The 25,581-nt window shown below is 44.9% G+C and carries 22 protein-coding genes and 1 pseudogene; 3 read left to right on the top strand and 20 right to left on the bottom strand.

The genetic code is table 11. The annotated features are described in order from the left end of the window. Nucleotides 1-9: 9 nt before the first annotated feature. The 6 genes from BP97_RS0131470 to BP97_RS0131445 form a co-directional block, all read right to left on the bottom strand. Nucleotides 10-1,401 carry a sulfatase family protein gene (locus BP97_RS0131470; protein ID WP_028552638.1) on the bottom strand — a complete coding sequence of 464 codons (1,392 nt, stop codon included), beginning with the start codon at nt 1,399-1,401 and terminating at the stop codon, nt 10-12. Nucleotides 1,402-1,443: 42 nt separating this feature from the next. Continuing rightward, nucleotides 1,444-2,268, bottom strand: coding sequence for a carbohydrate ABC transporter permease (locus BP97_RS0131465; protein ID WP_028552637.1), 825 nt, complete (start codon nt 2,266-2,268; stop codon nt 1,444-1,446). Then, a complete protein-coding gene (locus tag BP97_RS0131460; RefSeq protein ID WP_036746899.1) occupies nt 2,265-3,167 on the bottom strand; it encodes a carbohydrate ABC transporter permease in 903 nt (300 codons plus the stop codon). Before BP97_RS0131460 ends, BP97_RS0131465 begins: the two co-directional genes overlap by 4 nt. Continuing rightward, the gene (locus BP97_RS0131455) at nt 3,164-4,666 is read right to left on the bottom strand and encodes an ABC transporter substrate-binding protein (protein WP_028552635.1); all 1,503 of its coding nucleotides are present in this window, start codon (nt 4,664-4,666) and stop codon (nt 3,164-3,166) included. Before BP97_RS0131455 ends, BP97_RS0131460 begins: the two co-directional genes overlap by 4 nt. 109 nt (nt 4,667-4,775) lie before the next feature. Further along, a complete protein-coding gene (locus BP97_RS39270) occupies nt 4,776-5,627 on the bottom strand; it encodes a helix-turn-helix domain-containing protein (RefSeq protein WP_028552634.1) in 852 nt (283 codons plus the stop codon). A 120-nt stretch (nt 5,628-5,747) separates the two neighbouring features. Then, nucleotides 5,748-6,602, bottom strand: a complete 855-nt coding sequence (locus BP97_RS0131445) for a helix-turn-helix transcriptional regulator (protein WP_028552633.1) — start codon at nt 6,600-6,602, stop codon at nt 5,748-5,750. Between the two features lie 128 nt (nt 6,603-6,730). On the opposite strand from BP97_RS0131445, the gene BP97_RS0131440 reads away from it, so the two are divergent. Continuing rightward, entirely contained in the window at nt 6,731-8,761 is a 2,031-nt protein-coding gene (locus BP97_RS0131440) for a beta-galactosidase (RefSeq protein WP_028552632.1), read from the top strand. Nucleotides 8,762-8,825: 64 nt separating this feature from the next. Here the strand turns inward: BP97_RS0131440 and BP97_RS0131435 are convergent, their stop codons facing one another. The 3 genes from BP97_RS0131435 to BP97_RS0131425 are packed head-to-tail and all read right to left on the bottom strand — an operon-like array spanning nt 8,826 to nt 11,402. Continuing rightward, a complete protein-coding gene (locus BP97_RS0131435) occupies nt 8,826-10,262 on the bottom strand; it encodes an ArnT family glycosyltransferase (protein ID WP_231506520.1) in 1,437 nt (478 codons plus the stop codon). A gap of 7 nt (nt 10,263-10,269) precedes the next feature. Next, nucleotides 10,270-10,632 (bottom strand): SMR family transporter, encoded by a 363-nt coding sequence (locus tag BP97_RS0131430; RefSeq protein WP_028552630.1) that lies wholly within the window; start codon nt 10,630-10,632, stop codon nt 10,270-10,272. Further along, the gene (locus tag BP97_RS0131425; protein WP_028552629.1) at nt 10,629-11,402 is read right to left on the bottom strand and encodes a glycosyltransferase family 2 protein; all 774 of its coding nucleotides are present in this window, start codon (nt 11,400-11,402) and stop codon (nt 10,629-10,631) included. Before BP97_RS0131425 ends, BP97_RS0131430 begins: the two co-directional genes overlap by 4 nt. 180 nt (nt 11,403-11,582) lie before the next feature. Between BP97_RS0131425 and BP97_RS40840 the strand changes: the two genes are divergently transcribed. Beyond that, nucleotides 11,583-11,750 carry a hypothetical protein gene (locus tag BP97_RS40840; protein ID WP_197035575.1) on the top strand — a complete coding sequence of 56 codons (168 nt, stop codon included), beginning with the start codon at nt 11,583-11,585 and terminating at the stop codon, nt 11,748-11,750. An 18-nt stretch (nt 11,751-11,768) separates the two neighbouring features. Here BP97_RS40840 and BP97_RS41640 read toward each other — a convergent pair. From BP97_RS41640 to BP97_RS0131400, 5 genes and pseudogenes are all read right to left on the bottom strand, one after another. Further along, a pseudogene (locus BP97_RS41640) lies at nt 11,769-11,918 on the bottom strand (GNAT family N-acetyltransferase); the annotation flags it as partial. Between the two features lie 157 nt (nt 11,919-12,075). Then, entirely contained in the window at nt 12,076-13,809 is a 1,734-nt protein-coding gene (locus BP97_RS0131415; protein ID WP_028552628.1) for a hypothetical protein, read from the bottom strand. A 26-nt stretch (nt 13,810-13,835) separates the two neighbouring features. Then, a complete protein-coding gene (locus tag BP97_RS0131410) occupies nt 13,836-15,083 on the bottom strand; it encodes an efflux RND transporter periplasmic adaptor subunit (RefSeq protein ID WP_028552627.1) in 1,248 nt (415 codons plus the stop codon). A gap of 53 nt (nt 15,084-15,136) precedes the next feature. Further along, entirely contained in the window at nt 15,137-18,253 is a 3,117-nt protein-coding gene (locus BP97_RS0131405) for an efflux RND transporter permease subunit (protein WP_028552626.1), read from the bottom strand. A 43-nt stretch (nt 18,254-18,296) separates the two neighbouring features. Further along, nucleotides 18,297-18,815 (bottom strand): GbsR/MarR family transcriptional regulator, encoded by a 519-nt coding sequence (locus BP97_RS0131400; protein ID WP_028552625.1) that lies wholly within the window; start codon nt 18,813-18,815, stop codon nt 18,297-18,299. 256 nt (nt 18,816-19,071) lie between these two features. On the opposite strand from BP97_RS0131400, the gene BP97_RS0131395 reads away from it, so the two are divergent. Then, the gene (locus tag BP97_RS0131395) at nt 19,072-19,956 is read left to right on the top strand and encodes a TetR/AcrR family transcriptional regulator (protein ID WP_197035574.1); all 885 of its coding nucleotides are present in this window, start codon (nt 19,072-19,074) and stop codon (nt 19,954-19,956) included. Between the two features lie 68 nt (nt 19,957-20,024). Here BP97_RS0131395 and BP97_RS0131390 read toward each other — a convergent pair whose 3' ends face one another. The 6 genes from BP97_RS0131390 to BP97_RS0131365 form a co-directional block, all read right to left on the bottom strand. Further along, the gene (locus BP97_RS0131390; protein WP_028552623.1) at nt 20,025-21,245 is read right to left on the bottom strand and encodes an MFS transporter; all 1,221 of its coding nucleotides are present in this window, start codon (nt 21,243-21,245) and stop codon (nt 20,025-20,027) included. Between the two features lie 152 nt (nt 21,246-21,397). Beyond that, nucleotides 21,398-21,991, bottom strand: coding sequence for a TetR/AcrR family transcriptional regulator (locus BP97_RS0131385; RefSeq protein WP_028552622.1), 594 nt, complete (start codon nt 21,989-21,991; stop codon nt 21,398-21,400). A 114-nt stretch (nt 21,992-22,105) separates the two neighbouring features. Beyond that, nucleotides 22,106-22,927, bottom strand: a complete 822-nt coding sequence (locus tag BP97_RS0131380; RefSeq protein WP_028552621.1) for an alpha/beta hydrolase — start codon at nt 22,925-22,927, stop codon at nt 22,106-22,108. A gap of 136 nt (nt 22,928-23,063) precedes the next feature. Further along, entirely contained in the window at nt 23,064-23,318 is a 255-nt protein-coding gene (locus BP97_RS0131375) for an HPr family phosphocarrier protein (protein WP_028552620.1), read from the bottom strand. A 187-nt stretch (nt 23,319-23,505) separates the two neighbouring features. Further along, the gene (locus BP97_RS0131370; protein WP_028552619.1) at nt 23,506-24,948 is read right to left on the bottom strand and encodes a nicotinate phosphoribosyltransferase; all 1,443 of its coding nucleotides are present in this window, start codon (nt 24,946-24,948) and stop codon (nt 23,506-23,508) included. Between the two features lie 71 nt (nt 24,949-25,019). Beyond that, on the bottom strand, nt 25,020-25,553 hold the full coding sequence (locus BP97_RS0131365; protein ID WP_028552618.1) for a cysteine hydrolase family protein: 534 nt from the start codon (nt 25,551-25,553) through the stop codon (nt 25,020-25,022). Nucleotides 25,554-25,581: the final 28 nt, after the last annotated feature.

The following is a 25,581-nucleotide window of genomic DNA, read 5'->3' as shown; positions in this document are numbered from 1 at the left end:
CGCTTCAGCTTATGGATTCAACATCTTGTACTCTTTGGCGTGGAACGGTCCGCCTTCCTTCATCACCGTCCATAACGGATCGTTGTCATAAGGCATGGTTGACATCATTTCATCATGCCATTCATTGAGTATATACACAGCTTCCTGACAAATATCGCGTCGTTGTTCTGCCAAATTATACTGTTCATAAGGGTCATCTTTCACATGAAATAGCATTTCTTTGGGGAAGCCGTGGTAGCCGTCATGGTAAGTCCTCATGTAGAGCCATTCACCGAACCGCACGCTTCGCTGACATACGTGCGCGCATTGGGACACAACCAGGTATTCTCTACCTGTGCACTGCCCCTTTGTAATACTATCTTCATAACTAACCCCATCCCATGAATCCGATGCAGGAGCATTCAACAGACCTGCCAAGGTAGGGGCCAGATCCAGCTGGTAGTGCAGCCCGTCATTGACAGTTCCATGTAAACCGCCATCCGGCCAGCGAAAAATCATCGGAATGCGGCAAGTTCCCTGATCGGCTGTGCCATGCTCCGAGTAAATGCCGAGTTCTCCCATGTTTTCACCGTGATCTGCGCTGACCAATATCGCCGTATCCTCCCAGATACCCAGCTGATCCAGCTTTTGAATGACCTGCCCGATATGGTCATCCATATAACGAATCGCCGTATCATAGTTGTCTATAATCGTTCTTAGCTCATCAAGCTTTTCAATTGGTTGGCTATGCCTTGAGTGTCTGAAATAATGAGACTTGGCGAGCTTGTTCATGTCTTCAATACTGTGTTGTCCTTGCTTCTGAAGGTGACGCTGGAATACTTCCTCCGTGATCCATTCTGGCATTGGATCCTTCTCGAACGGATTCCCCAATTCACTCGGCGTACGGTAGGGGGTATGGGGATCCCAGAAGTTCAGATGCAGAAACCAGTTGTCTTGCTGAGCATGTTCTTCAAGCCACTTGATCGCAATAGGCAGCACTTCTTCAGCTGTTTCATGACCTCTTTGACCATTGTTAAATATTTCATTGAAGCCCGCGTTAAAAGTCCAAACCGCATGTCTTTCAGCGAATGAGCTGATCGATGCCGTCTTGTATCCGATTTTACGAAGCATGCCGGGAAGGCTTTCCGTCCGCAGGCGATCACTGAACCCTCGTGTTACCCCCTCATGACGCATATCACCAGCCGTACCCCCATGCCCGACAACTCCATTGTGTATACCGAACTTCCCTGACATTAATGCCGTTCTCGAAGGCATACACGGGGCATCCGAGCAGTAATAATTCGTAAACCGAACACTTTCTTCAGCAATACGGTCAATATGAGGAGATGTATTGCGGTGATAGCCATAGCAGCCCAAGTGATCAGGACGTAAGGAGTCCAGATCCAGATAAAGTATTCTCATTGTCACTTACCATCCTTTAGTAGATAATTACAAGAATGAAAATCAGCCTTTGACCGCCCCTGCAATTCCATCAACGAAATAGCGCTGCAGGAACAAAAACACAATAATAATCGGAAGAAGTGCGATCGTTCCTCCTGCGGCAATCCCTGTCCAGTCTACGACATTCTCACCTCTCAGGGCGTATAAACCAACAGCAAGCGGTCGCAGCTCCGGCTTACTCAACGTTAAAATAAGCGGAACCATAAAGGAGTTCCAAGACCATATAAATTGCATGATCGTCACACTCCCGACAATCGGTTTGGACAGCGGAACCATAATAGTCACAAACGTTTTAAGAAAGCCGCAGCCGTCTACTATCGAAGCCTCCTCCAGCTCCTTAGGAATTTGACGGAAAAAGGTGGCGAACAGCAGTATAAAAATTATATGCGCCCCGCCCGCTTCAGCCAGAATAACTCCGAACAGGCTGTTCATAAGCCCCAGACCTTTAATCAAATCGTAGATAGGAATGATCGCAAATTCCATCGGAACGAACATACTTGCAATTAATAGCCCCATAATTATCTTCTTGCCTCTGAATGAATATCGTCCAAGCACATAACCACAAGTTGCTGTTGCCGCAAGCACAATCAGGATCGTGCTGATGGAGAGAATGACGCTGTTCACAAAATAATGCTCGAAATTCGCTTCCTTCCAAGCACGTATGAAATTGTCCATTTGCAGGCTTTCGGGGAGCAAACTAAGGCCATTTGAAAAAAATTCACTCTGTGTCTTGAAGGATGCGGATACCATCCAAAGGAACGGATAAATCCAAATGAAGCTGAATACCGCCATGACGACATGAAACAATGATTTTCTCCACATTCTCATCTTGTACCACTACCTTTAATTCGCTTATTCACTACAGCCTGGATTACGGCTAGTAAACTGATCGTCACCGCAAAGAACAGGCCAGCGGCTGATGCGTATCCAAGTTGAGGAAGTCCCATTTCACTGGAGAACGCATAACGGTAAATATACGTGGAGACCACATCCGTTGCGAAGAACGGTCCTCCGTTTGTCATCGTTTTAATCAAATCAAACACCTTCAAAGAATTGACGACATTCAACAGCAAAATGACAGCTCCTATTGGTAACAGCAGTGGAACCGTAATATACACAAACAGCTTAACGCCCCTGGCGCCATCCACTTCGGCAGCTTCATACAAATCCTTGGAGATGCCTTGAAGACCTGCTAACCAGTACACCATATTGATCCCGAAGTTTTTCCATACAGAGATGATGATAATCGTAAACATCGACCATTCGGCATCGCCCAGCCAGTTGATAGGTGCATCCAGTAAACCCAGCCGTAGTAAAGCATCATTTACCGCTCCATCACTGCCCCAGATGAACACCATAATAATACCGACTATCGAAGTCGTCGTAACGACCGGAAGAAACATCAGCGTCCGATATATCGTAGCTCCTTTTAGCCGAGGCCGATTTAATATAACGGCAAAGATTAATGGAACGATTAAATGAAGTGGAACAACACCAACCATAAACTTAAAGCTATTTTTATAAGCATTCCAGAAATAGGGATCCTTCGCTACATCAACAAAATTGCGTATTCCTACAAAAGAAGAATCATCCGTCATGCCAGACCAATCGAGAGTGGCATAGTACCAGCTGGCTATAATCGGCCACCCTTGGAACATGATAAACAAAGCTAACGTAGGAAATAAAAATAGCCAGCACCAAGCTTCCAATTTCCATTTCTTCATCATTTTAATGCCTTATAATCTTCTGCTTTATAGTTTTTGTCCGGGGTCCAATTGGGGAACACAAAATCGTTCTTGTCCACCTTCGCGCCTTCTGATTTGGCTTTGGCAATGGCCGCATCCAGTGATTTATTGATGAGGTCCGACATTTGCTTTAGAGGAGCCGAAGGATCCTTGACTGCACCGGATACTATCCCTTGTAAAATGTCGCCGATGCCCGGTTGAACATCCTTATAATTCGCATAAACCGCAGCAAGCTCAGGATTTCTCAGCTGTGGGCTTGGAACTAAACGCGCGCTCTTTTGAACAATGTCATAGTATTGCTTAAACTGCGGAATATCCGAGGAGCTTTCATTAATGCCTTTCAGAATGGAAAATCGGTCTCCTGCCTTAACCAAAGTCGCTTGGTAATCCTTGCTGAAATATTCCTTTAAATATAAAGCAGCTTCCTTTGGGTGCTTCGATGTTTTGGATATCCCGATCCATGGACTAAAATTCGATTGTGGTAAAAAGCCCTTTTGCCCGTCATCTGGAACAGGAGGTGCCATAACACCGAAGTCCAGATTAGGATTTTCCCGCTTCCACACACCGATACACCATTCTCCCTGGAGCATAAATCCGGCTTGCCCTTCGCCGAACAAAGCACGTGCTTCCGGTGCGGAAATACTCATCGTCTTGGGATGGTAGCTTCCATCCTCCTTCATGCCTTTGAACAGCTGAAATACGTCCAGCATCGATTTGGCATCATAATTCGCATTATTGGTCACCAAGCTGATCGGAGACTGCTGGTTCAAGCCGCTTCCGCCAAGCGCAGACCAATCCATAGCCGCAAGCTTCCAACGGCCGATTTGCTTGCCTCCTTCAATAATACCGTAAGCTTTACCTTTACCAGCTTCCGTAATCTTCTTAGCTGCCGAACGGAATTCACTGTACGTTTTTGGAGGATTCTCCGGGTCGAGCCCCGCTTCTCTGAACAGCTGCTTGTTGTAATAAACTAGCGTGCTGGGAACGCTTGCAAGAGCTGGTATGGAGTAAATTTCCCCATCCAGCATGGTCAAGCCTTCGAGGAAAATTCCGTCGACGAAGCGATTTTTGAACTCATCGTCAATGTATGGATCTAGAGCCTGATACCAGCCTCCCTTGACGGCCATACTAAGTGACATATTACCCGGCAGCGGAAATAAATCCGGTGCATCTCCCGATTTAATCGCCGTCGTAATGGTATTCTGGAATTGATCGACAGTTAATAAAGTGTACTCGATTTTGATATTCGGGTATTTGGCCTCAAAATCTTTAATAAACTTCTCCCGATATGGCTTTTCGCTGTCCGCCCAGTCCATAACGCGCAGAGTCACTTTATCTCCTTGTGGAGCTTCGTTCGCCTTGTTATCTGCAATCCCGGCAGCAGCTGGTGGTTTTGAATTAGACCCGGCGCAGGCGCTAACCCCCAATACACTTAATGCCGTCAAGCTAACGATTCCAACCCTTCTCAGTTTACGATTCATAGCGATCCCCCCAAAGTGAGCTTCTTAAATGCCTACATCCATGTTCCTCAATTTAGCTAAGAGGTCCGATGCAGGACCGCTCTTCTGCTAAGTTGATTCTTATGTTAATTTAGGCTTCCTCACTCGACAATGTAGAGAAGATTCTACTTTTGGTACTTTTGATACTTTTCCGATAATTGTTTGGCGAGATATTGAACGCTTTCCGAAACATCCTGTTAAAGTGAGAAGCATCGTAAAAACCGCTTTGCTGCGCGATCATTTCGATCGTGTTTTCCGGATTCTCCAGCATTCTTTTGGCATGTAAAAGGCGTAATTTATGAAGCATTTTCATCGGGGTAATTCCGTAAATATTTTTAAAAGCTCTGCTAAAATAAACTGGATTCATGTGGTATAAGCTGGCCAGCTCTTCTCTGGATACACCTGTTTCCAGACGCTGCTCCATATATTGCAGAGCCCGATTAAAGCGGTCGGTCTCAAAAGGCTCTCTTCCGCACTGTCTTACTCCGCCCTTTGAGCTCTCAATAATTTCATGCAGCAAGAAAAAAGCCAGAAAGCCTGACTGCATCGTACGTATTTCACCGACCTCCTGCAGCCAAATGCTGTTAAGCTCGTCGAACTTGTTCTCGTATGCTTTGGAATCACGGACCTGAACGACTCTATCCAATGGATAAAGGTGAAAGAAGTCTTCTCTACCTTTTACATTCAGCTCAATGTTGAATAGGTAGTGGATACCATCAGTCTTTGAAATAACGTTAAAGGGAATATGGGGACGATGAAGCATGACATCCCCTGTTCTGGCTTCATACTCCTTTCCCTCGCATGTGATAGTCACTTTGCCTTGCTTGATATACGAGATGGTATAGCACGACTGAATGTAATCAAAGATAACTCTTGATTGATACTGTACTTTCTTTACATCGAATAAGGTAAATCCAATAGCATCCTGAACCATCATCGACATGGAACCAACCTCCTTGTGTAAATAAGATATACAAGATAAAAAAATGCCTCCGATTCTGTAGGGGTTACAAACCGGGAGCATCTATGCTTCGTTACTTATTTTCGTTTAACTGCAATCCATTCAAGACAGCACGTTTGTTTTTCTATATTGGTCAGGCGTCATGCCGGTAGCTTTGCGAAACATGCGAATGAAATAGTTGGTTTCCATCCCCACGTAGCTCGCTATGTCTTTAACAGTAATGTTGTCTTTCGTGCTCATGAGACCGATAGCTCTATCCAAACGAAGCTTTTGCACATACTGCAGCATACTCACGCCATACTCTCTGTGAAACAATCGGTTCAAATACTGGTGGGTATACCCGAGAGAGGAAGCCACATTGGATAACGATATATTCTCGTTATAATGCTCATTCAAGTAATGAGCCGCATGCTGGACGACTTCTTGTGCCATATCCTCGCTTAAGTAAGTCGCTGGCTCTGGATTCATCGGATCTTCGTTATACTGCATCCCATTTAAATCGAGCAAAAAGCCATACATAATACGTGCCGCTTCCCATTCAGCACCTTCCTTGTTAGCATCCGCTAGCTCCCACAGTTCATCAAGAACATTCCATATGGCTTCTACATCGAGAATCTTGCGCAGCTTGCATGGCTCAAGACTAAAGTGCTCTACGAGTGGCTCTACCTTAGAGCCGTGGAACGATATGTATCCAACCTCCCACGGTTCGGCGGATACAGAATAATATTCATGAGGAAGCTCAGCAGGCAGCAGCATGTACTCCATAGGGCCGAAATGGAACCCCTCCTGTCCAGGTAATCGAACATAGCCTTGACCGCTTCTTGCAAACAACAGCTGATGCGTTGAAAAACCCTCAGGCCGTGCCATTGGATTTTGTTTATTGTAGCCTACCGTATGTACATAGAGAGGCATTGGAACAACAGGCGGACGAAATAACCGAATGATACGAACGTCCATCCTCAATCACAACTCCATTCAGATTCAATTTGTTATATACAGTTTCAAAAAATACGATATTTAATTTCCTGCTATTATTATAATATTTACAGTGTTATTTGACAACCACATAGGAGGATACATTCAAAATGTTATATGGTTCTTGTTACTATCCCGAGCACAGAGAGCCAAACCGTTGGGAAGAAGATTTAAGCTTGATGCAGCAAGCAGGTCTTAATGCACTACGAATCGGAGAGTTCGCCTGGAAACGATTTGAACCCGTTGAGGGGGATTATGAATTCCATTGGCTTGACCGTTTCATTGAGCTTGCTGGCCAATATGGCATTCGAAGTGTACTTTGTCCTCCTATGCGCACCGTTCCGGCATGGCTTGTTGAGAGGGCTCCTGACCTGCTGATCGTCACGAATGAAGGACACCGTCTGGAATATGCCAGCCGCTATACCTTTTGCATTAATCATGCTCTGCTCCGCGAAAAATCAGCATCACTTGCAGCCGCTCTTGCATCCAGGTATGGATCAAACCCTCATGTGATCGGATGGCATCTGGATAATGAGATTGGCGATGAGCCCGATTGCCATTGCTTAGTGTGCAAGGTTAAGTGGCAGCAATGGCTGTCCTCAAAATACAATCAGATTGATGTGCTGAATGAAGCTTGGGGAACCGTATTCTGGTCAATGGAGTATGACCATTTCGGACAAATACCGACACCGCGCATCACCAAGGCGGATTACAATCCTGGTTTCCTTCAAGCATGGCGCGAATTCCGCAGCGATTGCAGTATTGATACTGTTACATTGCTGTCCGATGCAATTCGTCCCCACCTCCCTGAGCATGGACCTTATATAACGACGAATAACCAAATGTATTGGAGCAAACGAACCGACTACTACAAAATGGCCCGATATCTGGATATTACTGGAACTAATTACTACCCTCCTTATGGGGAAAATTGCGATACACTCGCCTTCGGCTTGGCTGCCAACCGCAGCTTTAAGAAGGCTCCGTTTCACGTTTACGAACTTCGTAACGAAGGACATTCCATCATTGGGGCTGCGAATAACACACCTGCTCCAGGTGAATTGGAACGGTTAACGCTGCATACGATTGCCAACGGTGCGGACGGTGTTTTCTACTTTCCTTGGAAACGCTTCCCGTTCGGCAGCGAACAAAACCACGGAGCAATCACCGATTTTGATGGCAAACCAACCCGTATGTACGATGAGTGTGGCAGAATCGGCAAACAGCTACGTAGAGTCGCTCTACAAATTGAGGGCTCCTTGATTATTAGCGACATAGCCGTATTGTATGATTTCCAGAGCCGCTGGCACATCGAATGCGATTCCCCTTGGACCGGCGATAAACGGTTGTATGAGAAACAAATTAATATGCTCTATCGTACGGTGAGAGCGCTCGGGTATAACTGTGATGCCGTAGGAATAAATGGGGATTTTTCCAGCTATAAGCTGCTCCTTGTCCCAATGCTTCCTATCGTGGATGATGAGCTGGTAATGAAGTTGAAGCTTTATGCAGAAGCCGGGGGTATTATCCTGTTCCATCCTATGAGCGGAATTAAGAACGCTGATGCATGCTATTACCCCAATCGGCTTCATCCAGAAATGATTAAGCTGCTTGGATCAAGGACATTGGAGACGGTTACTTCCAATCCACTTAGTCCCGTCACCTTTCAATGGAACGGAGAACAATATCAAGGAAGCTTATTTTTAGAGATCATTCAAATGGACAGCGCGCAAGTATTAGGTACTTTTATAGATCATTGGTTTGAAGGCTCTCCCACCATAACCAAGCAATCTATAGGAGAAGGTCATGTATGGTTTGTCGCTACCTTTGCCGAGGAACGCTTTTATAGGGACTTCATTTCGTTGCTTTGTCAACAAATTGGAATGTCCCCCCTACTTAACGCAGTGCCTCCAACAGGAGTTGAGGTCTCTATGAGACAGAGTGCCTGTGGAGCAAGCTATACGTTTGTTATTAATAACCGCCACGAGTCTGCCGAGATAACCCTTCCATCTGACCTGACCGATATATGGAACGGGGAACACCTGTCACAAAACTTCACCCTACAACCTTATCAAGTAAGGATACTAACTGATGCTGGTAAGATGCAGGTTTTAGATGAATCCATCAGGGTCAGCTTGTAGCAGTAATTTCGTTAATAACAAAAAGGCTCTTCGCTAAGAAAAGCGATCAGAGCCTCTTCACTTCTTATTGAAGCTTATAAATAGAATAACCGCCTTTAATGTCAATTAATGTATACCGTTCGTTTAAATAATTCTGCAAGCTTCCATCGTCCCCATCGATATGTCCTTGTAACGGTACGAAGTACTTAGCCCCCATTTTCACAAAATATTGGAGCTCTGCAATCGTATCCTTTGGTATCGTATTCCCCACTCTCCAACCTTTTCGATGGCTGGCATTTAGTAAGGACGGGTCGTCCGTTCCAACAACAATCAAGTCGTTATTTAACGTATAAGCCTGAACAACCTCGGCTTGTCTAAGCAGAACAGTATGCTGTTCTCTCAGCAGTGGGGAGGCCAGTTGATAGCTCTGTATGCTGATTAAGACGATAACAATAACCGCAGCCAACTTACCGGGAAGCTTGCTCCAAAAGGACCCTAACGTTACAGCACCAAGCAATGCGACCAACGGTCCGATCAATATTAAATAATAATCAAACTTAATCGTAGCCACGATCGTGATCAATTCCACTACCATCGCTATAGCCCATACTCCGATCGGATACTCCTTTTTCCAATGGATGGTAACCAACCCTATTATAAATAAAACGATTCCGTACCATGTAAACGCTTTGGGAAGTTGTACCACAAAAAATTGCAGTGCCTCTGTGGAAGCAATGCTAGTAAATAAGCTGGGAATGATGTGCTTGGTCGCAATGCCCGTAACGAACGGAAACTCGGCAATCGTACTTAGCCATTGGAAATATAAATAAGGAGGCAGCAGCGAAATGAGGGCAAACAGCCACAGCTCCCACTTTACAATGCAACGGAGCCCATATTCCTTCACAGCCATCCAAATCATAGGAATACCCACGAATACAGCTGGGATTTTTTGCGAAATGGCAAGAGCCGTGAAACAACCTGCTGCAAAAAGTATCCAAAACCGCTGTTGATCCATCCATCGAACAAACAAGTAGAAAGCTCCGACCATGAAGAATAAAGCTGTCGATTCAGGCATAATGGCTCTCGAATACAGAATATGAAGGGGTAAAATTCCGTACATTAGAGTCGCTATCCAAGCGGTCGGCATTTGATAAAACCGTTTGGCAATAAGATACAGAAAGTAAGCCGAGCCAATAAAGAAGCTTAAAGGTACCATTCTCGCTAGTTCATAATGGTAGCCGAACAGGTTGTACATTACTGCAATGATCCAAGTCGTAATTTGAAACTCCAACTGCACATAATTCGGCATAGGACCATCGTAGTTCAACTGCGGATACATCAGGTTAAAGCGGTTTTCCAGAAAATTAATCGCTATAGATTCTGTGTCAGATTGCCTCCAGGAATCGTATTCATAAGGGGAATTCGCTAAAGACGGCACTCGTAGGGCAGCAATCAATATAAGAATGAGAAGAATAACATACCCTTTATGATAAGTCTTCATGATCAAAATATGCTCAGTCACCCCCACCCTACTTATTAATAATCCATACACCTGCAACGATTATAGCTATACCTATTAATTTGTTCCAATTGAAGGATTCATTCAAAAAGAAGTAAGAAAGAATCACAACATTGATGTAGCCAATACTGACCATTGGATAGGCGTAGCTTAATTCCGATCTGGTTAGGACTTTGATCCACAGTAAAAAACTCGATCCAAATAATATCAATCCGATTATTATTTCCGGAGTTTTAAGTAACCGTAACATACTAGAAGCAACCGTGGTCAATTCAAGAGGGATTGTCCCTAATTTGTTGGAGCCAAGCTTTAAAATAACCTGGCCCAGCGACCCCAAGACGACAGAAATAAGAATAAGCCAAATTGTCTTCATAAAGCGTGTTCCTTGCTCCATTTTTTATCAAACTTCACTTTTTTCAGCAGCCTAAAGTAACCGATTACGGTTCTCCAAATTTTCATTTTGCTTTTGCTTTCTTTAAGGTGGTATTCGAGAATAAGCGGGAATTCACCTGCCCGTACCCCCATTTGGCTAAACCTAGCCATAATCTCAGCCATACACTCGAACCCGCTGCTCGTAATCATTCTACCGTTATAATAGGTCATCGCTTTAAGGAGGAAGCCTACCTGGTAACATCTGAAACCGCTTGAATAATCGTTCACATTGGCAATAGGAAAAAACAGCTTAAAAAACCATCGTGCCCCGCGGCTAAACAGTTTTCTATACCAAGCCAATCCCAGTTCTTTTCCACCGTCTGCATATCGGGAGGCAACGACCATGTCGAGCTCATCCTGCCTCAGCTTTGCAATTAAATATGGAATAATGGAGGGATTATGGGTATTGTCGGCGTCTAAAGTGACGAGAATATCATCATAGTCATAATGGGTAGCTATATGGTCAAACAAGGTATTCATGGCCTCTCCCAATCCCCGATTATTGGAATGGGTAAGGACCCTCATATCCGGGATAATAGCTGCGTATTCCCTCAAAATAGCAGCCGTGTCGTCCGTGCTTCCATCATCTACGACTATGATATGTAAGGGGTCATTTAACCTAGCCCGCAACGATTCCAGCTTCAAAAGCAGAATTGGCAGCACGCTGCCTTCGTTAAATGCAGGAAGACCAACAATCAGTTTAGCTTTCATCCGACACCTCTCTTTCCAACACCTGCCTATTCATTAATTTATTCGGTTTGTCTCCATTCAAGTACTTTGCTTTCTTATATAGCAAAAAGACCGGTCCTATTGGACCGGCCTAAAATGATAGATCAACTCGAATGATATGATACCTCTGTAACCAAATATTCGAACTAAGGAGACCTTGACATGAGATTTGTAACCAAAACCAGAATCGAATATTTGCAAACCTTACTACGCTCCATTCAGGACGAAGATAAACAAAAAGAGGCACTGCATATTCTGGATTCCATAACGAGAGACATTAACGAAAATTATGCCGAAATCGAAAAACCGATACGTCTGTACGATAAATAAGTCTCTAATGCCTTGCTTCCAAAAGTGACGAGACAACACATAGCCAATCTCAGCACGAGAGCGAACCACATTCCAGTTAACAAAGCCTACAGTTCCAATCAATCTTTTCGACTGCTTGTCCTCAATTCCCGAAGGCGCTATCTTGTGCTCTTCATAAGCATGCAGCACTAGAAATCAGGACACTCCTATGAAAATGTCCTATGTTCCGCGATTAAGCGAGTCGAGATCCATCTTTTCAGATAAACAAGGTTCTCAAAGTTAACGTTGAACGAAAAAAGCCAAGAGAAGAAAATCTTCCCTTGGCTTTCTTATTTATTCTCACAGCTTATTGAGTCAATTCGGTAACAAGACGCTTCGCATCTCCAGTGGCAGTAGTATATACTTCAAACACCTTCAATGTCAGAGGAGAATCAAATTGCTGCGAAGTGCCCTTGAACGCAATGTTGTTTTCTCCTGTTACCAATCGGCTAGGGCCGATAAACGAATTCAAGCTGGTTCCAACCAGACGTCCTGCTGCATCATACAGCTCGAATTGCAGCTTCGAGAAATTCGCGTCTACCTGAACATTCGGCTCACGTTCAATATCCATTAAGAATTTACCTTTGTACGTGTATTCAAAAGTTTGAGAATTGAACTGGAATGAAACATCCCAATGTGAAATATCGAATTTGAATGGATACACGTTAAATTTCGTATCGTTGTCTTTATTGGTTTGCAACGCTATGCTGTACGTACCAATAGTTGTTTTGTACGGTGCTGCCGTTTTGGCATCCTCCACTTTCAGTGCCAAACCTTGTCCTGATTCAGATACAGGCAGCGAGTACGAATAGTTCACCGTAATTCCAGCATTTGGAAGAATTGGCGAGTCAGTGATTGTTTGGCGTTTGCCGCTGTACTCGTAGCCTTCAGAGCTGACGAGCTCCGTATCGAATGCAGGAACTGCAATCGGACGGTCACTCTTATTAAACAGCTTGAATTTGGCGGTCACCTTTTTATTACCTTCTTCTTCATCGTCATACATCTGGAACTCAACTACCGAAACCTGAATATCCGGATGAATGAACTCGCTGCGCGAATCGAACTTCATCGCATCGCCTAAAGCATAAGCCTCATATTGATTACCCAACGTCTGAGTAGGCAACAAGATATTGAGACGGCCTACGCTATATTGAACCTGCGAAGGTGCTGCACCAGCAGCTGCCGGAGTTTGCGTAAAATTCTCACTTGTCAAGAGATTCAAGCTGGACAGCACTGTGTCTTGATCCGTAGGAATGGCATAGTGAATATATTTCTCTTCTTTGCCCTCAAGGACAACCGAGCCTTCCTCAACTTTTTTACCTGAGAACACTTTGGCGCCAGTTTTCCCATCGATGGAAAACTCCGGTACGGTTTCACGTTTGTCAGTAGGATTATAAGCTAACAGCTGGACGACATAGACCGTGCCTTTGTCTGTCGTCTGCTTATTAATGTTAACTGGCGTGTATTGGATTGGGGAAATCAATGACGGAATCTTAAAGGAGTCCGACCATTTTTTTACGGCAGCTGTATCCGTAATCTGCATGTCGCTTCCCTGCCAAGGCTGCACCGTAATCGGAACCGCTAATACCAAAGTTTGTTTCTTAGGATATACGTAGTAGTCCACATCGGTCCAATTAACTTCGGACAATGACACATCGTCCGTACGGTCGATAACGGCCATATAGCTTAATTCCGTGTTTGCCTTAGACTGAATAGCTTTGGCATTAGAAGCACTTGGCTGTAGTGTATATTCAATGCCTTCACTAGTTTTGACACGCAGCTCATAATCAGGCACTCTTACAAAATCCGTGTAATTGTTTTTCATACGGACCACAACACCGATGCGCGTTCCTTCAGAAACGTGCTCGTTCAATATGCTTTTCACTTCAACTTCAAGCTGATCGGTTAATGGATATACGATGGCCGCTTGATTTTGAACGGCTGTCGGAGTCGTCTCTTCTGCAAAAGCCGAATATCCCGTACTCATAAGCGATGCTGAAATGATCATGACGGCCGCGGTTTTCTTCAACTTGTTGTTCAATTGCTTCTCCTCCTCTGGGAACTCTTTTATTGGGCCAACTGAACCTTTTCTTTGTCCTTCAACTGGTGCTGACCTGAAGTAATAAGCTGCTCGCCTTCCTTCAACCCGGAGAGCACCTCTTGATACGTTTCGTTCAGTCGGCCCATTTCTACCTTCCGCTTCTCGGCTTGATCTCCTGTAAGCACGAAGACGAATGTGTCGCCACCTTCACGTACGACACTTAGTGTAGGAATCGCTACGACAACCTGATCCTGATTCTCCGTCAAAAGCACTTGTGCTTTCATGCCAGGCTTCAGCTTACGGTCTGCGTTAGGCACTTCCAATTCAAGCGAATAGGATTTGGACTGAGCACTCATTACATCTGCCAAGTAAGCTACTTTGGCAGTGATTTTATCTGTTGTCCCCGGTACGTAGAGCGTTAACTCTTGCTTACCACGGATCAGATTTGCGGAGCTTTCTGTTAGTTCCGCTTTCACCTTAATAGGATCAAGCTGCTGGAGCTGGGCCGCCTTGAAGCCTGCGGACAGCGTCATTCCGATCTCGATCGGAAGGTCTGTAATAACACCGCTAGCCGGGGCTGTTACTTCCATATGCTGCAAGGTGCGGTCAGCCTCTCTGATGGAAACATCCGCAGTTTGGAGAGCCTGATCTAACTGAGCTAAAGAGTTGGTGTTCTCTAAGGTTTTCAGCTTATTGCGGCTGTTCTCCAGATCAAGACGCTGGTTATTCAGCTGACTTTCTGTTTGTTCGAGCTGGAACTTGGTCACGAGCCCTTGATCATAGTCATTACGCATTTTGCTATAATTTTTCTCCGCGTCCTTCAATGCCGTTTCTTGTTTCGTTATTGCATTTTTCAGCTCCAGCTTGGAATCTTCCAGATCCTGCTTTGCTTTAGTCAGCTGCTGCTGGGTTCCGGATAAGGCGATTTGCGCCTTTTCCTTGCTGATGTTCACATCCGTTGGATCAAGACGGAACAGCACTTCTCCCTTTTCCACGGTATCGCCGCGTTTTTTCAGCATCTCCCGAACATCGCCACCCGTCTTCGTGACAACATCCATTTGCAGAGAGGAAACGATGTCAGCAACCTGCTCTAAGGGTTCGGCGATCTTTTGCTTTTGTACCTTTTCTACTTTGACTGTCTTGATTTGTGCTTCCGTACTTGCGGGAGCAGCTTCCGGTTTCGCTGTGCAGCCGGTAAAGAGTGCCGTGCTAATTACGAGAGCTCCTACGATACTCAAGTTTTTATTGACTGTGTTTGCCTTTGTCCGTTTCATGGAACGATTCTCCTTTTCCCCTGTCGATCTAATTGAGTCCAGCTTTTATCGGATTAATGGGTTATGTTCGCAGCCTTGGAATTGTTATTAACTTTACTTTTCTTCTTAAACAGTCGACTTACGCGAACCTTCATCGCATCAATAACTTCATAAACTACCGGAACGACGACCAACGTCAGAACGGTGGATGTTGTCAAACCGCCAATAACTACTACGGCCAAGCCTTTGGATATCAGCGATCCTTCCGACAACCCGATCCCAAGAGGCAGCAAAGAAATAACCGTTGCTCCCGCCGTCATAATGATTGGACGCAGTCTTGTCAAGCCCGCTTTAACCAATGCCTCGCGGACTGAAGTGCCTTCCTCACGAAGCTGCTGCACACGGTCGATCAACACGATCGCATTCGTAACAACGACACCGATGAGCATAAGGAACCCGATCAAAGAAGTAATATTAATCGATTCTCCGGCTATCAACAAGCCCAGGAACCCTCCAATTGCCGCTAGAGGCAAGGAGAACAAGATAACGAACGGCGCACTTGCATTGCCGAAGGCAATAACCATTACGAGGTACACGATAAGGATTGCCGCAACCATCGCTACAGCCATTTGCCCGAAGCTTTCTTGAATATCATCGTTGACACCCTGTACTTGGGCTCTAATTCCGTTAGGAAGCTCGATTTTCTTAAGCTCTTCGGCTATTTTCGTACTGACGCCGCCTTTGTCTTTACTATCGATTTTAGCCGTAATTTTCACGTACTGCTCTTGCATTTCACGAGAAATGGCGGCAGGAGCGTCCACTTGCTTGATTTTGGCAACTTCGTTCAAGTTCACTACAGCACCTGTAGGTGTCGTGATCTGGAACAGACCGATTTTATCAACCGAGTTTTTAAAATCATCCTGGATCATCATCTGTGTTTTGAAAGTTACATTATCGAATTTCAATTCACCGATGTCCACTTTTCCTAACCAAACCCTTACGCTATCCAGAATTTGAGCGGAGGACAAGCCGTACGTTCTCGCCTTGTTCTGATCTACAGTGACTTCCACCTGCATTTTTTTCTCGCTCAAATTATCCTTGATCTCTTCAAGCTCAGGGAATTCTTTCAATTTTTCTTTGACTAGCTCTGCACCAGTCATTAATTGATTCAAGTCATCCCCTTTTAGCAAGTAAGCGAAATCGTCACCGGTACCGGACATAGCCGCCGTCATCAGATTCCCTTCCACTTCAGACCCTTTTGGAACCATAGTTAAAATCTTATTCGCGTAATCTTTGGACATCTTCTTGGCATCTGAAGCTTTGGACATCGACCCGATAATCATCGCTTTGTACGAAACTCGCTCACCGCTTGTATTATTCTGATCGTAACCGACCATCGATTCAAAGTATTCGAAAGCAGGCTCTCCAATTGGGTCCTTCTCTGCCTTTAACATTTCCTCGATTTCCTTCACTTTTAGATCCATGGATTCGATGGAAGTTTCACGAGGCAGCTTTAATGTAAACGATACTTGTTTATCCGTCGCACTGTCAGGCATGAACGCTGCTGGAAGAAACGGTACTGTTCCACCAAGCGACACGACGAACACCAGAAAAGCAACCAATATCGTTTTCTTCGGATTGTCGAGCGACCACTCCAAAAACTTTTTATATTTGCTTGAAAATTTCCCAAGCTTTTCTTCATCGTGATGCTTGATGTTATCACTATTCAGCACCATCAGCTTAGCCAGCATCGGTATGACGGTAAGTGCAACAATTAGCGATGTCATTAGAGCTACGACCAAGGTAATAGCAAACGGACGGAAAATATCGCCCAAAATACCGCCGACAAACGAAATCGGTAAAAATACACCTGCTGTTGTTATCGTTGAAGAAGTAATCGCTGAGGAGACCCTGGCGGTCGCCATCTTGATAACCGATTCATTCCGTTCTTGAGCCTTCTGAAGTTCGCTAAATATGTTCTCAATAACAACGATACTGTCATCCACGACACGCCCGACGGCTATCGTAAGACCGCCTAAAGTCATGATGTTCAGTGTAATGCCGAGCGGTGCCATAATAGAAAGCGTCGTAAGAATAGATAAAGGTATTGAGACCAAAACGATCAGTGTCATCCGAACGTTTCTTAAGAAGAGCAAAATCATAACTGAAGCAAGAATGGCTCCCGAGATCCCTTCCTTCAGCATCCCGTGAATGGATTTCTCAACATCGTTCGCGGAGTTATACACGGTTGTAAAATGGATGTTCGGAAATTCCGTTTCCCAACCGGAAATCAGTTTCTTTACATCATTGGAAAATTCAACCGTGTTGGCATCTTTACTTTTATATAACGTAATCCCAATGGCTGGGTTGCCGTTCAATCTATCGATATATTCAGAATCCGATATTGCTTCTACTTTGGATATTTGCTTAAGCAGCACGGTTTGTCCAGAAGCAGCCGTCAGCTTCATATTCTCCAAATTGTAGATGGTGTTCAAATCGCTTTGAATACGAACCATCTGCTCATTGCCGTTGAAATCCGCCGTACCTGCGGGGCTCGTTAGTAGTGCCGCCTGTATGCTTTGCTGCACTTGTGAAGGCGTCATACCGTAATTGCTTAGCGCATTAATATCGAGCTTCAGCTTGAGGGTTGCTTCCTGCTGCCCTACCGAGTCGACATGGTCGATTCCTTTCATTGCGCTTAGCGTTGGCTCAATCGTATCTTTGTAAATCCGATTAAGCTCCTCTTGATTCATCCCGTTATCGCCATTGACCGCTGCGAAAAATACTGGGAAATCGCTGCTGCCGAATTTGGATACTTTTGGCTTGGATGCGGTGGCAGGCAGCTTTACGTCTGCAATGGCGCTCTCAATATCTCTCTTGGCGTCATCTGGTTTGCGGCCGTTAACAAGCTCTACCGTAATGGCCGAGAACCCGTCATTCGAGGTTGAAGTCACTTTCTTCAAGCCCTCAATACCGACAATCCGCTTCTCCAGCTTCTTCGTGACATCCTCCATCACATCTTTTGGCGGGGCCGGATATACCGAGCTTACAAACACAACCGGCAATGAAATATCCGGCATGCTTTCCTGCTTCAGCTGAGTGGCTGAAAAACTCCCCGCAATGAACAAGAGTATGCTGATAATGATGATGGCCGCAGCGTTTTTCAAGGAAAAATTAGTTAACTTGTTCATCTCTCTACTCCTCCATTCCTACTGCTGACGTCTCTTATCTTGTCTACGTATTTCCTAATTGCTGCTTAATAACCTTCCACTTTTCTTCTAATTCCTCCAACTGAGACATGATTAAATCACCCAGCGCCGAGAAAGCGGTGAACCTTTCCTTTAATAGCGCATAGGTCTCTTGTTCATTAGGTTCAACATCCTTAATAACTTCATAAGCGCTCAAAGCGGTAATTACCATCTGCTGGGTATTTGACATTCTCTCTTTAAAGGAACGGATGGAAGACAGGTCGATATCATCGGATATGTAGTAATAATTTTTGCGGTCATTGCTTGTTGCTACTTTATGACATAGTCCAATTCGTTCCATGGAACGGATATGTACGCTGACCGCTGCTCTCGTTACTTTAAGCTGTTCAGCAATCTCTTGAAGGCTTATCGGCTCCGTTGCGAACAGCAGTAAAGCTAGAATTCTTCCGACTAACGGACTATGCCCGTCGTACTCAAGCTGCAGTGACATCTGATTGCTGACGAATTGCTTTAATTCCAAGAAGCTTCGCGGGGCATGCTGCATGGTCATCTCCTCTTCGTTTTCTCTCTTTAAGACCCTTGTAGTAAGCATAACATCGTTAACAACTACGTTAACACACAATACTGACTGGTCATCCATAAAGTACTATATACAAAAAAACCAATATTTACAACACTTTTTTCCATTATTAACTTAGTTAAAACAAAAAACTGACCAGCTGGTCACAATCTTGACTAAAGATTCCCTTGCGTTTACAATCTTTACAGAAAGACTATGAAAAATCAGGAAGTGATCCTTGTTGAAAGATAAAAAACTGCAGATCATCCAGTCTGCTATTAAACTGTTTGGGGAAAGAGACTACCATACGACATCCATACAAGATATAGTCAGCTTGGCCGGCGTGTCCAAGGGGGCCTTTTATCTGCACTTTCATTCCAAGGAAGAGCTGCTTATTTCTATCTACACTTATTTTTTCGAGTTTCTCTTTAAAGGCTTGGATCAAGTGGCTTCTGACACGTCCTCTTCTCCCGAGACAATACTGCGTCAAGTCATTTTACAACAATTGAAAATTATTATAGAGAACAAAGAATTCTTGACCATGATGCAAAATAACGGAGCAGCGTTCATTCAGAACGACTCAATTAAACAAATGCTATTTGAAACAAACCTGAAATTCATGGTCTGGTTTCAAAAACGGATCGAAGATGTATACGGAAGCTCCATTGAGAGACATTCCCTTGACTGCGCAGTCATGCTGAACAGCTTGCTCAAGGATTACTTATTTTACTGCTTAAGCTATAACATTTCCATCAAGATCGAGGAACTAGCCTCTTTCTTATACGAACGACTGGACGATTTGGTTCAGGGAATTATTTGTAAGAAAAATGCCCCTATTCTGTCCTCGATCGACATGCTTCAGCAAAACGGTCTATGTGGTGAGGGCAGCACCTGGCTGTTGAAAGTAGAGCAGTGCAAGCAGTGGATTGAAACGACCGTCTCCGATCCACGGACATCGGATACGTTGATTCAGTCGATTCATGCCGTGATTAATGAGCTGAAGAAAGAGGAACCGAATGAGATCATCATTCAGGGGATGTACAATTATTTATTAACCTTGAGCAAGGACAATCCGTCATTGCATGTACAATTGGAACAGTTATTCGCCTGGAGACTTGGAAAATAAACATCAGGCATTGTGAAAAAGCCGCAGTTCAGGGATTTCCCTGCTCTGCGGCTTTCGTATTATATCAATTAGGCTGAATGACCTTGAACAGTCTCATCCTTAGGCAGTAAGACAGCCAAAATGCCTAACAACGGCAAGTAAGCGCATAGCTTCATAATAAAGGCAATGCTTGTTGCGTCTGCGATCCAGCCGAGCACTGCGGAACCAAGTCCTCCAAGTCCGAAGGCAAGACCGAAGAACAACCCGGATACAAGCCCCACTTTCCCCGGCAGCAGCTCCTGTGCGTACACCACTATAATAGAAAAGGCGGAAGACAGCACAAAGCCTGCGCATACGCACATAACTCCTGACCAGAACAAATTGGAGTATGGCAGTAAGATGGAGAACGGTGCGGTTCCCAGTATGGACAACCAAATAATATTTCGTCTGCCATAGCGATCTGCCAAAGGGCCTCCAAAGAAGGTGCCCGCAGCCGACGCTACCAAGAAGGCAAACAAGAACATTTGTGCGTGTTCTACTGTTAAACCATAATCTTGTATGAGATAGAAGGAATAGAAGCTAGTAATACTCGACATATACACATGCTTGGAAAATACAAGAAATACTAGAATCACTATCGCTGCGATAACCTGGTTCCGAGACAATAGGGTGGTCCGCCCCTCAGAGCTTTTGGCCTTGGCGGAACGACGCGGTTGTATGTTCTGCCGGCTGTACCAGCCCGCTACGTAATATTGAATAGCAATAGCAGCAACGGCAGCAATGGTGAACCACATGACGCCGAATTGACCCAAAGGTACAAAGATCAGAGCTGTCATGATGGGACCAAGCGAGCTTCCGATATTACCTCCTACTTGAAAAATCGACTGTGCCAGTCCCCTCTGCCCGCCTGCGGCCAGATAGGCGACGCGGGACGATTCCGGGTGAAACACGGCAGAGCCAACCCCCATCGCAATAACCGAGAGCAAAATAACTAAGAAGTTAGGCGCTAAGGCTAAGGTGACGACTCCTACCAACGTAAAACAAACACCGATTGGCAGGATATAGGGTCGCGGACGTATATCTGCATACAAACCTACGACAGGCTGAAGGAGTGATGCCGTCATGTTCATGGCAAAGGCTATTAGTCCTATCTGCGTATAGGACAGCTGCAAAGTATCCTTCAATATCGGGAATAACGCCGATATCGTTGATTGCATGGAATCGTTCAATAAGTGAACGATACTGATTGCAAAAATAATTGGAAATACGGTTGAGGTCATAGGCGCTGCGGTTGCAGCTGATTTCTCCACGGTTCATCTCTCTCCATTCTGTTTCTAATTGGGGACTAGCTCTCCTCCACTATTTCGCTATTCAGCGATTATAGCATGGCTTCTGAGCAAGTCAACCACTATTTTGAAACATAGAGCGAAATTTCCTGCCCTCCCTCTAGCTTGCTTCTATTTTAATTCTTGGGCTGAAGCAGCTTCATCATCATGCTTGAAAAATCGGAGGCTTCAAAGGACTTCGCATCCGATGAGACAAAACCTCGCATGCGGAACCCGAATGACAGTAAGACAAATAAGTCCGCTGTCTTGTCCGCATCCACTGTCAATGGTATGACTCCATGCTCCTGTCCGGCAAGAATCCATTTCTTCGACATTTCCAGCATAAGCTCATAAAAGCGCTGAATCTCCAAGGTGGCCGACTCATCGCTCTTTCCTAGTAAATACATGAACACCTGATTCGTAATATCCTGCGAATTCTCCAGCGCGGGAAGTACGTTTATAATCTGGCTAAGCGGCCCTGTTATTTCATAATTCGAATGGACAACCTCCTCGAAGAAACGGCTATTCGTCTCCTCGAGTCCCTGCTGCAGCACCATAGCCAACAACTCATCCTTGCTTTTCACATAATGAAAAATGGCTCCCTTGGATAGTCCGGAGCGTTCCATAATGTCGCTAAAGGTTGTTTTTGTACACCCTTTTTCCAGAATAAGTTCCTTGGTTGTATCCAACAGAAGCTGCTGTGTCTGCTGCCGTTTTAATTCACGTTTCATAAGCTCCTCCGAATAGGATTCATATAGCGGTCATATGAACTTTTCTTCCCATTATACAAACCGACTAACGGTTTGTAAAGTTGACCGCCATATTGATCCATCCTCATCAAGGAATCAGTCAGATTTTTTAAGGAAGCTATTGAGAAATTGCAAAATAATAGGTCTCAAATCTACAATATTCTTCCCCATATCATTACCTACGCTGCTTCCCGCTGCTACGAATTGTCTCGCCAAGCTCGACTCTTTAAGCTGTTCAATAAAGTTAAAGGATAATTCAATATCCGTTTCACTCTCCTGGGCTCCATGAACAATAAGCATAGGAGGCACATCGTCGCTTTGTCTTCCAGCAGCTTCCCACAGCAATGTTTGCTCGGATGAAGCAGAAGCAAGAGGTACTCCTTCAAAGCCTTGCCCCGTCCAAGAAAGCAGATCCGCAACACCATACAGATCAACGACACATTGTACTTCGGAGGAATATTCTTGGTATAATCCTCCCTGGTTCATGACTGGATGCTTAGCTGTAAATGCTGCCAACAGCGCCAGATGTCCTCCAATGATACCGATTCTTTCCGGATCGATACGATACGTTCTCGCCAATTTCTTGGCATATCGTACTGCCGTCTTGCAATCATATAAATTGTTCGGCCATCCGGGTACGACCAAACTTTCATTCCAATTAGCGACGCTGTGAAGAGCGACTGCCGTTTCAGCAAGAATAGCAATGTACCCGTTTGCTACTAAATTCATAGCAATGTCAGCCTTATTATTCCTGCATCGCCTGCCGCCCCTCCCGTCAGTATGAAAAATGATAATACAGGGCAAGAGCTCTTCATCAGTCAAAGCAGGGGAATATACATCCAGCTGCTCCTTCCTGTCCGGTCCAAGATACAGTATCCCTTTCTCAACGGTATAGGGATTGTTTTCCGCTAGTGTCATCCTATTTCCTCCATCTCATCTTACGGATAACGCTTACAAAACCAAGGAAACAAGAAAGACCGCCCATACATTCAGCGGTCCGTCATCTCAGATGATATTGAATTGAAGATACACAAATAGCAGGCTGAAGTCATTTTCAATGTTTATCCAATAAATAGCTCATGGCTTCAATGGCTTCTTCTTCATCACTGCCTTTGGTTTGGATAGTAATTCGGGTACCTTGCCGAATCGGAAGAAGCATCATACCGAGAATACTTTTGGCATCCAGTTGTATGTTTTCCTTCTCAAACTTGATTTTGATGTCCGAGCTGAAGTAGCTGGCCTTTTGCGCGATCATTTGCAAATACTGCGGCTGGAAATCGGTGGCAATGATCATTTCATGTACCCTCATTACGTTTCCTCCGATCCTGATGTTAAGTTCTTCCTGTGCTTCCAACACAAGTTGATGTCATTATACTATAAAACTTGCCATTAGGTAAGCGTTATCAACACAAATATTTATATTTTGCAGCCAATGAAAAAAAACCTGAAATCCCAAGAACCATGCGGGTTCCTGGCAGTTCAGGCAATAAATCAGCTTACGATTTGTAACGGTGGATCAAATCCATTTTTAACCGGTACGCCTTAGGGCTCAAATTGACGGGAAACTCGGCAGGATTCAGCTTTCGCAAGTTTTCAGGCCAGAACATCGTTAATTGTTTTTGATGATGCTTACGTATTTGATCCAGATCGGGCAGCTTATACACCTGCTTACCGTCTACAAATATTGGAGTTAACAGCGGCTGTGTATCGTAGTGCTCCACATATTTATATATATATGGATGTACTTTGTCGAACAGCTTAAGCTTTTGCCCCTGCACCACATCTGTCTCACCCTCAAGTGCGACATAATCGGCAATAGCTTTGCCGGTTTCCTTATTAATAATCCGGTATACATCCTTCTTCCCCGGAGTCGATACTTTCTCGGGATTCCCCGAAATTTTAATAACAGGCTCAAGCTCCCCGTCCTTTTCACGGGCAACCAGCTTGTAGACGCCGCCCAGTGCCGGCTGATCTGCCGCAGTTATCAACTGCGTCCCTACGCCCCAGCTGTCGATCTTGGCTCCCTGTGCCTTAAGGTTGAACATAATGTTCTCATCCAGATCATTCGATGCCACAATGATGACATAAGGCAGTCCCGCTTCATCCAGCATCGTCCGAGCTGCTTTCGATAAGTAAGCCAAATCGCCGCTATCCAGACGAATACCGCCCATTCTTTTTCCTTGCCGCTCCATTTGCTTAGCAATTTTTATCGCATTCGGAACGCCACTCTGCAATGTATCGTAAGTATCCACAAGTAAAGTGACTTGATTAGGCAAAGCGGCCGCATAGCGTTCGAATGCAACCTCCTCCGAGTCATTTGCCTGCACCCAGGCGTGCGCATGAGTTCCTTTGCTCGGAATTCCGAAGAGCATCCCCGCTCTCATATTCGAGGTTGCATCGAAGCCCGCGATATACGCAGCACGAGCCCCCCAGATGGCAGCATCCGCCTCCTGTGCTCTTCGAGTTCCAAATTCCATCAATGTATCCGTCGGTGCAACCTGCCGAATACGCGATGCTTTAGTGGCAATGAGCGTTTGAAAGTTCATGAAATTCAACAGTGCCGTTTCCAATAGCTGCGCTTCGAAAATGGTCGCCTCAACACGAATGAGAGGCTCGTTAGGAAATACGATCGTTCCTTCAGTAGCACTGCTTATATTTCCGCTAAAACGGAACTGCCGCAGCATCTCCAAAAACGCCGGATCGTACTGTTCTTCCTGCTCCTTCAAATATCGAATGACTTCATCGTCGAAATTCAAGCTTTTCACGTATTCAACGATACGCTCCAATCCTGCGAATACAGCATATCCGTTGCCAAAGGGAAGCTTGCGAAAAAACACTTCAAATACTGCTTTTTGATTTAAGGTTCCATGTATCCAATGAGCATACATCATATTAATTTGGTATTTATCCGTATGCAAAGTTAAATTATCGTAATTCATGTTGATCCTCTCCATCCAACCGTCAAATTTGCTCTAACTCCTATTGTTTCCATGCTGCTGCAGTTAAAACTTTACAATATCGTTGCACCAAGTGTATTTTCAAAATGACTTAGCGCCCACGCATGACCTGCTTCATTGAAGCTGGCTACCGCATCTTGATGCACATAGATGGCAAAACCTTTATTATAAGCGTCTACGGCCGTATGCAGTACACATATGTCCGTGCACACCCCAACGAGATGAATCTCCTCAATATGGCGCGACCGGAGCTGAAGCTCCAAATCCGTCCCGCAAAACGCACTGTACCTCGTTTTATCCATCCAATATATCCGCTCCCGATCGGCTTCATACTCATCACGAAGCTTTCCGTAAAGCTCTCGCCCTTCCGTGCCTCGAATATTATGCGGTGGGAACAGCTTATGTTCGGGATGATAGGTATCTGTCTCATCGTGCAGATCCACAGCCATGACTACAAAGTCTCCATTTTGAACGAAATTCTTCGTCAATTCCGTGATTCTATCTTGAATGTCAATCGCAGGCTGGCCACAAGGCAGCTTTCCTATAACAAAATCAACCGTATAATCGATAACCACAAGAGCTTTCATATCGCACCATCCTTTTCTCAATTCGTTG

It is taken from the genome of Paenibacillus sp. UNC451MF (assembly GCF_000686845.1).
In the GTDB taxonomy this organism is placed as follows: domain Bacteria; phylum Bacillota; class Bacilli; order Paenibacillales; family NBRC-103111; genus Paenibacillus_S.
This window is presented reverse-complemented; position numbering and strand designations above follow the sequence as displayed.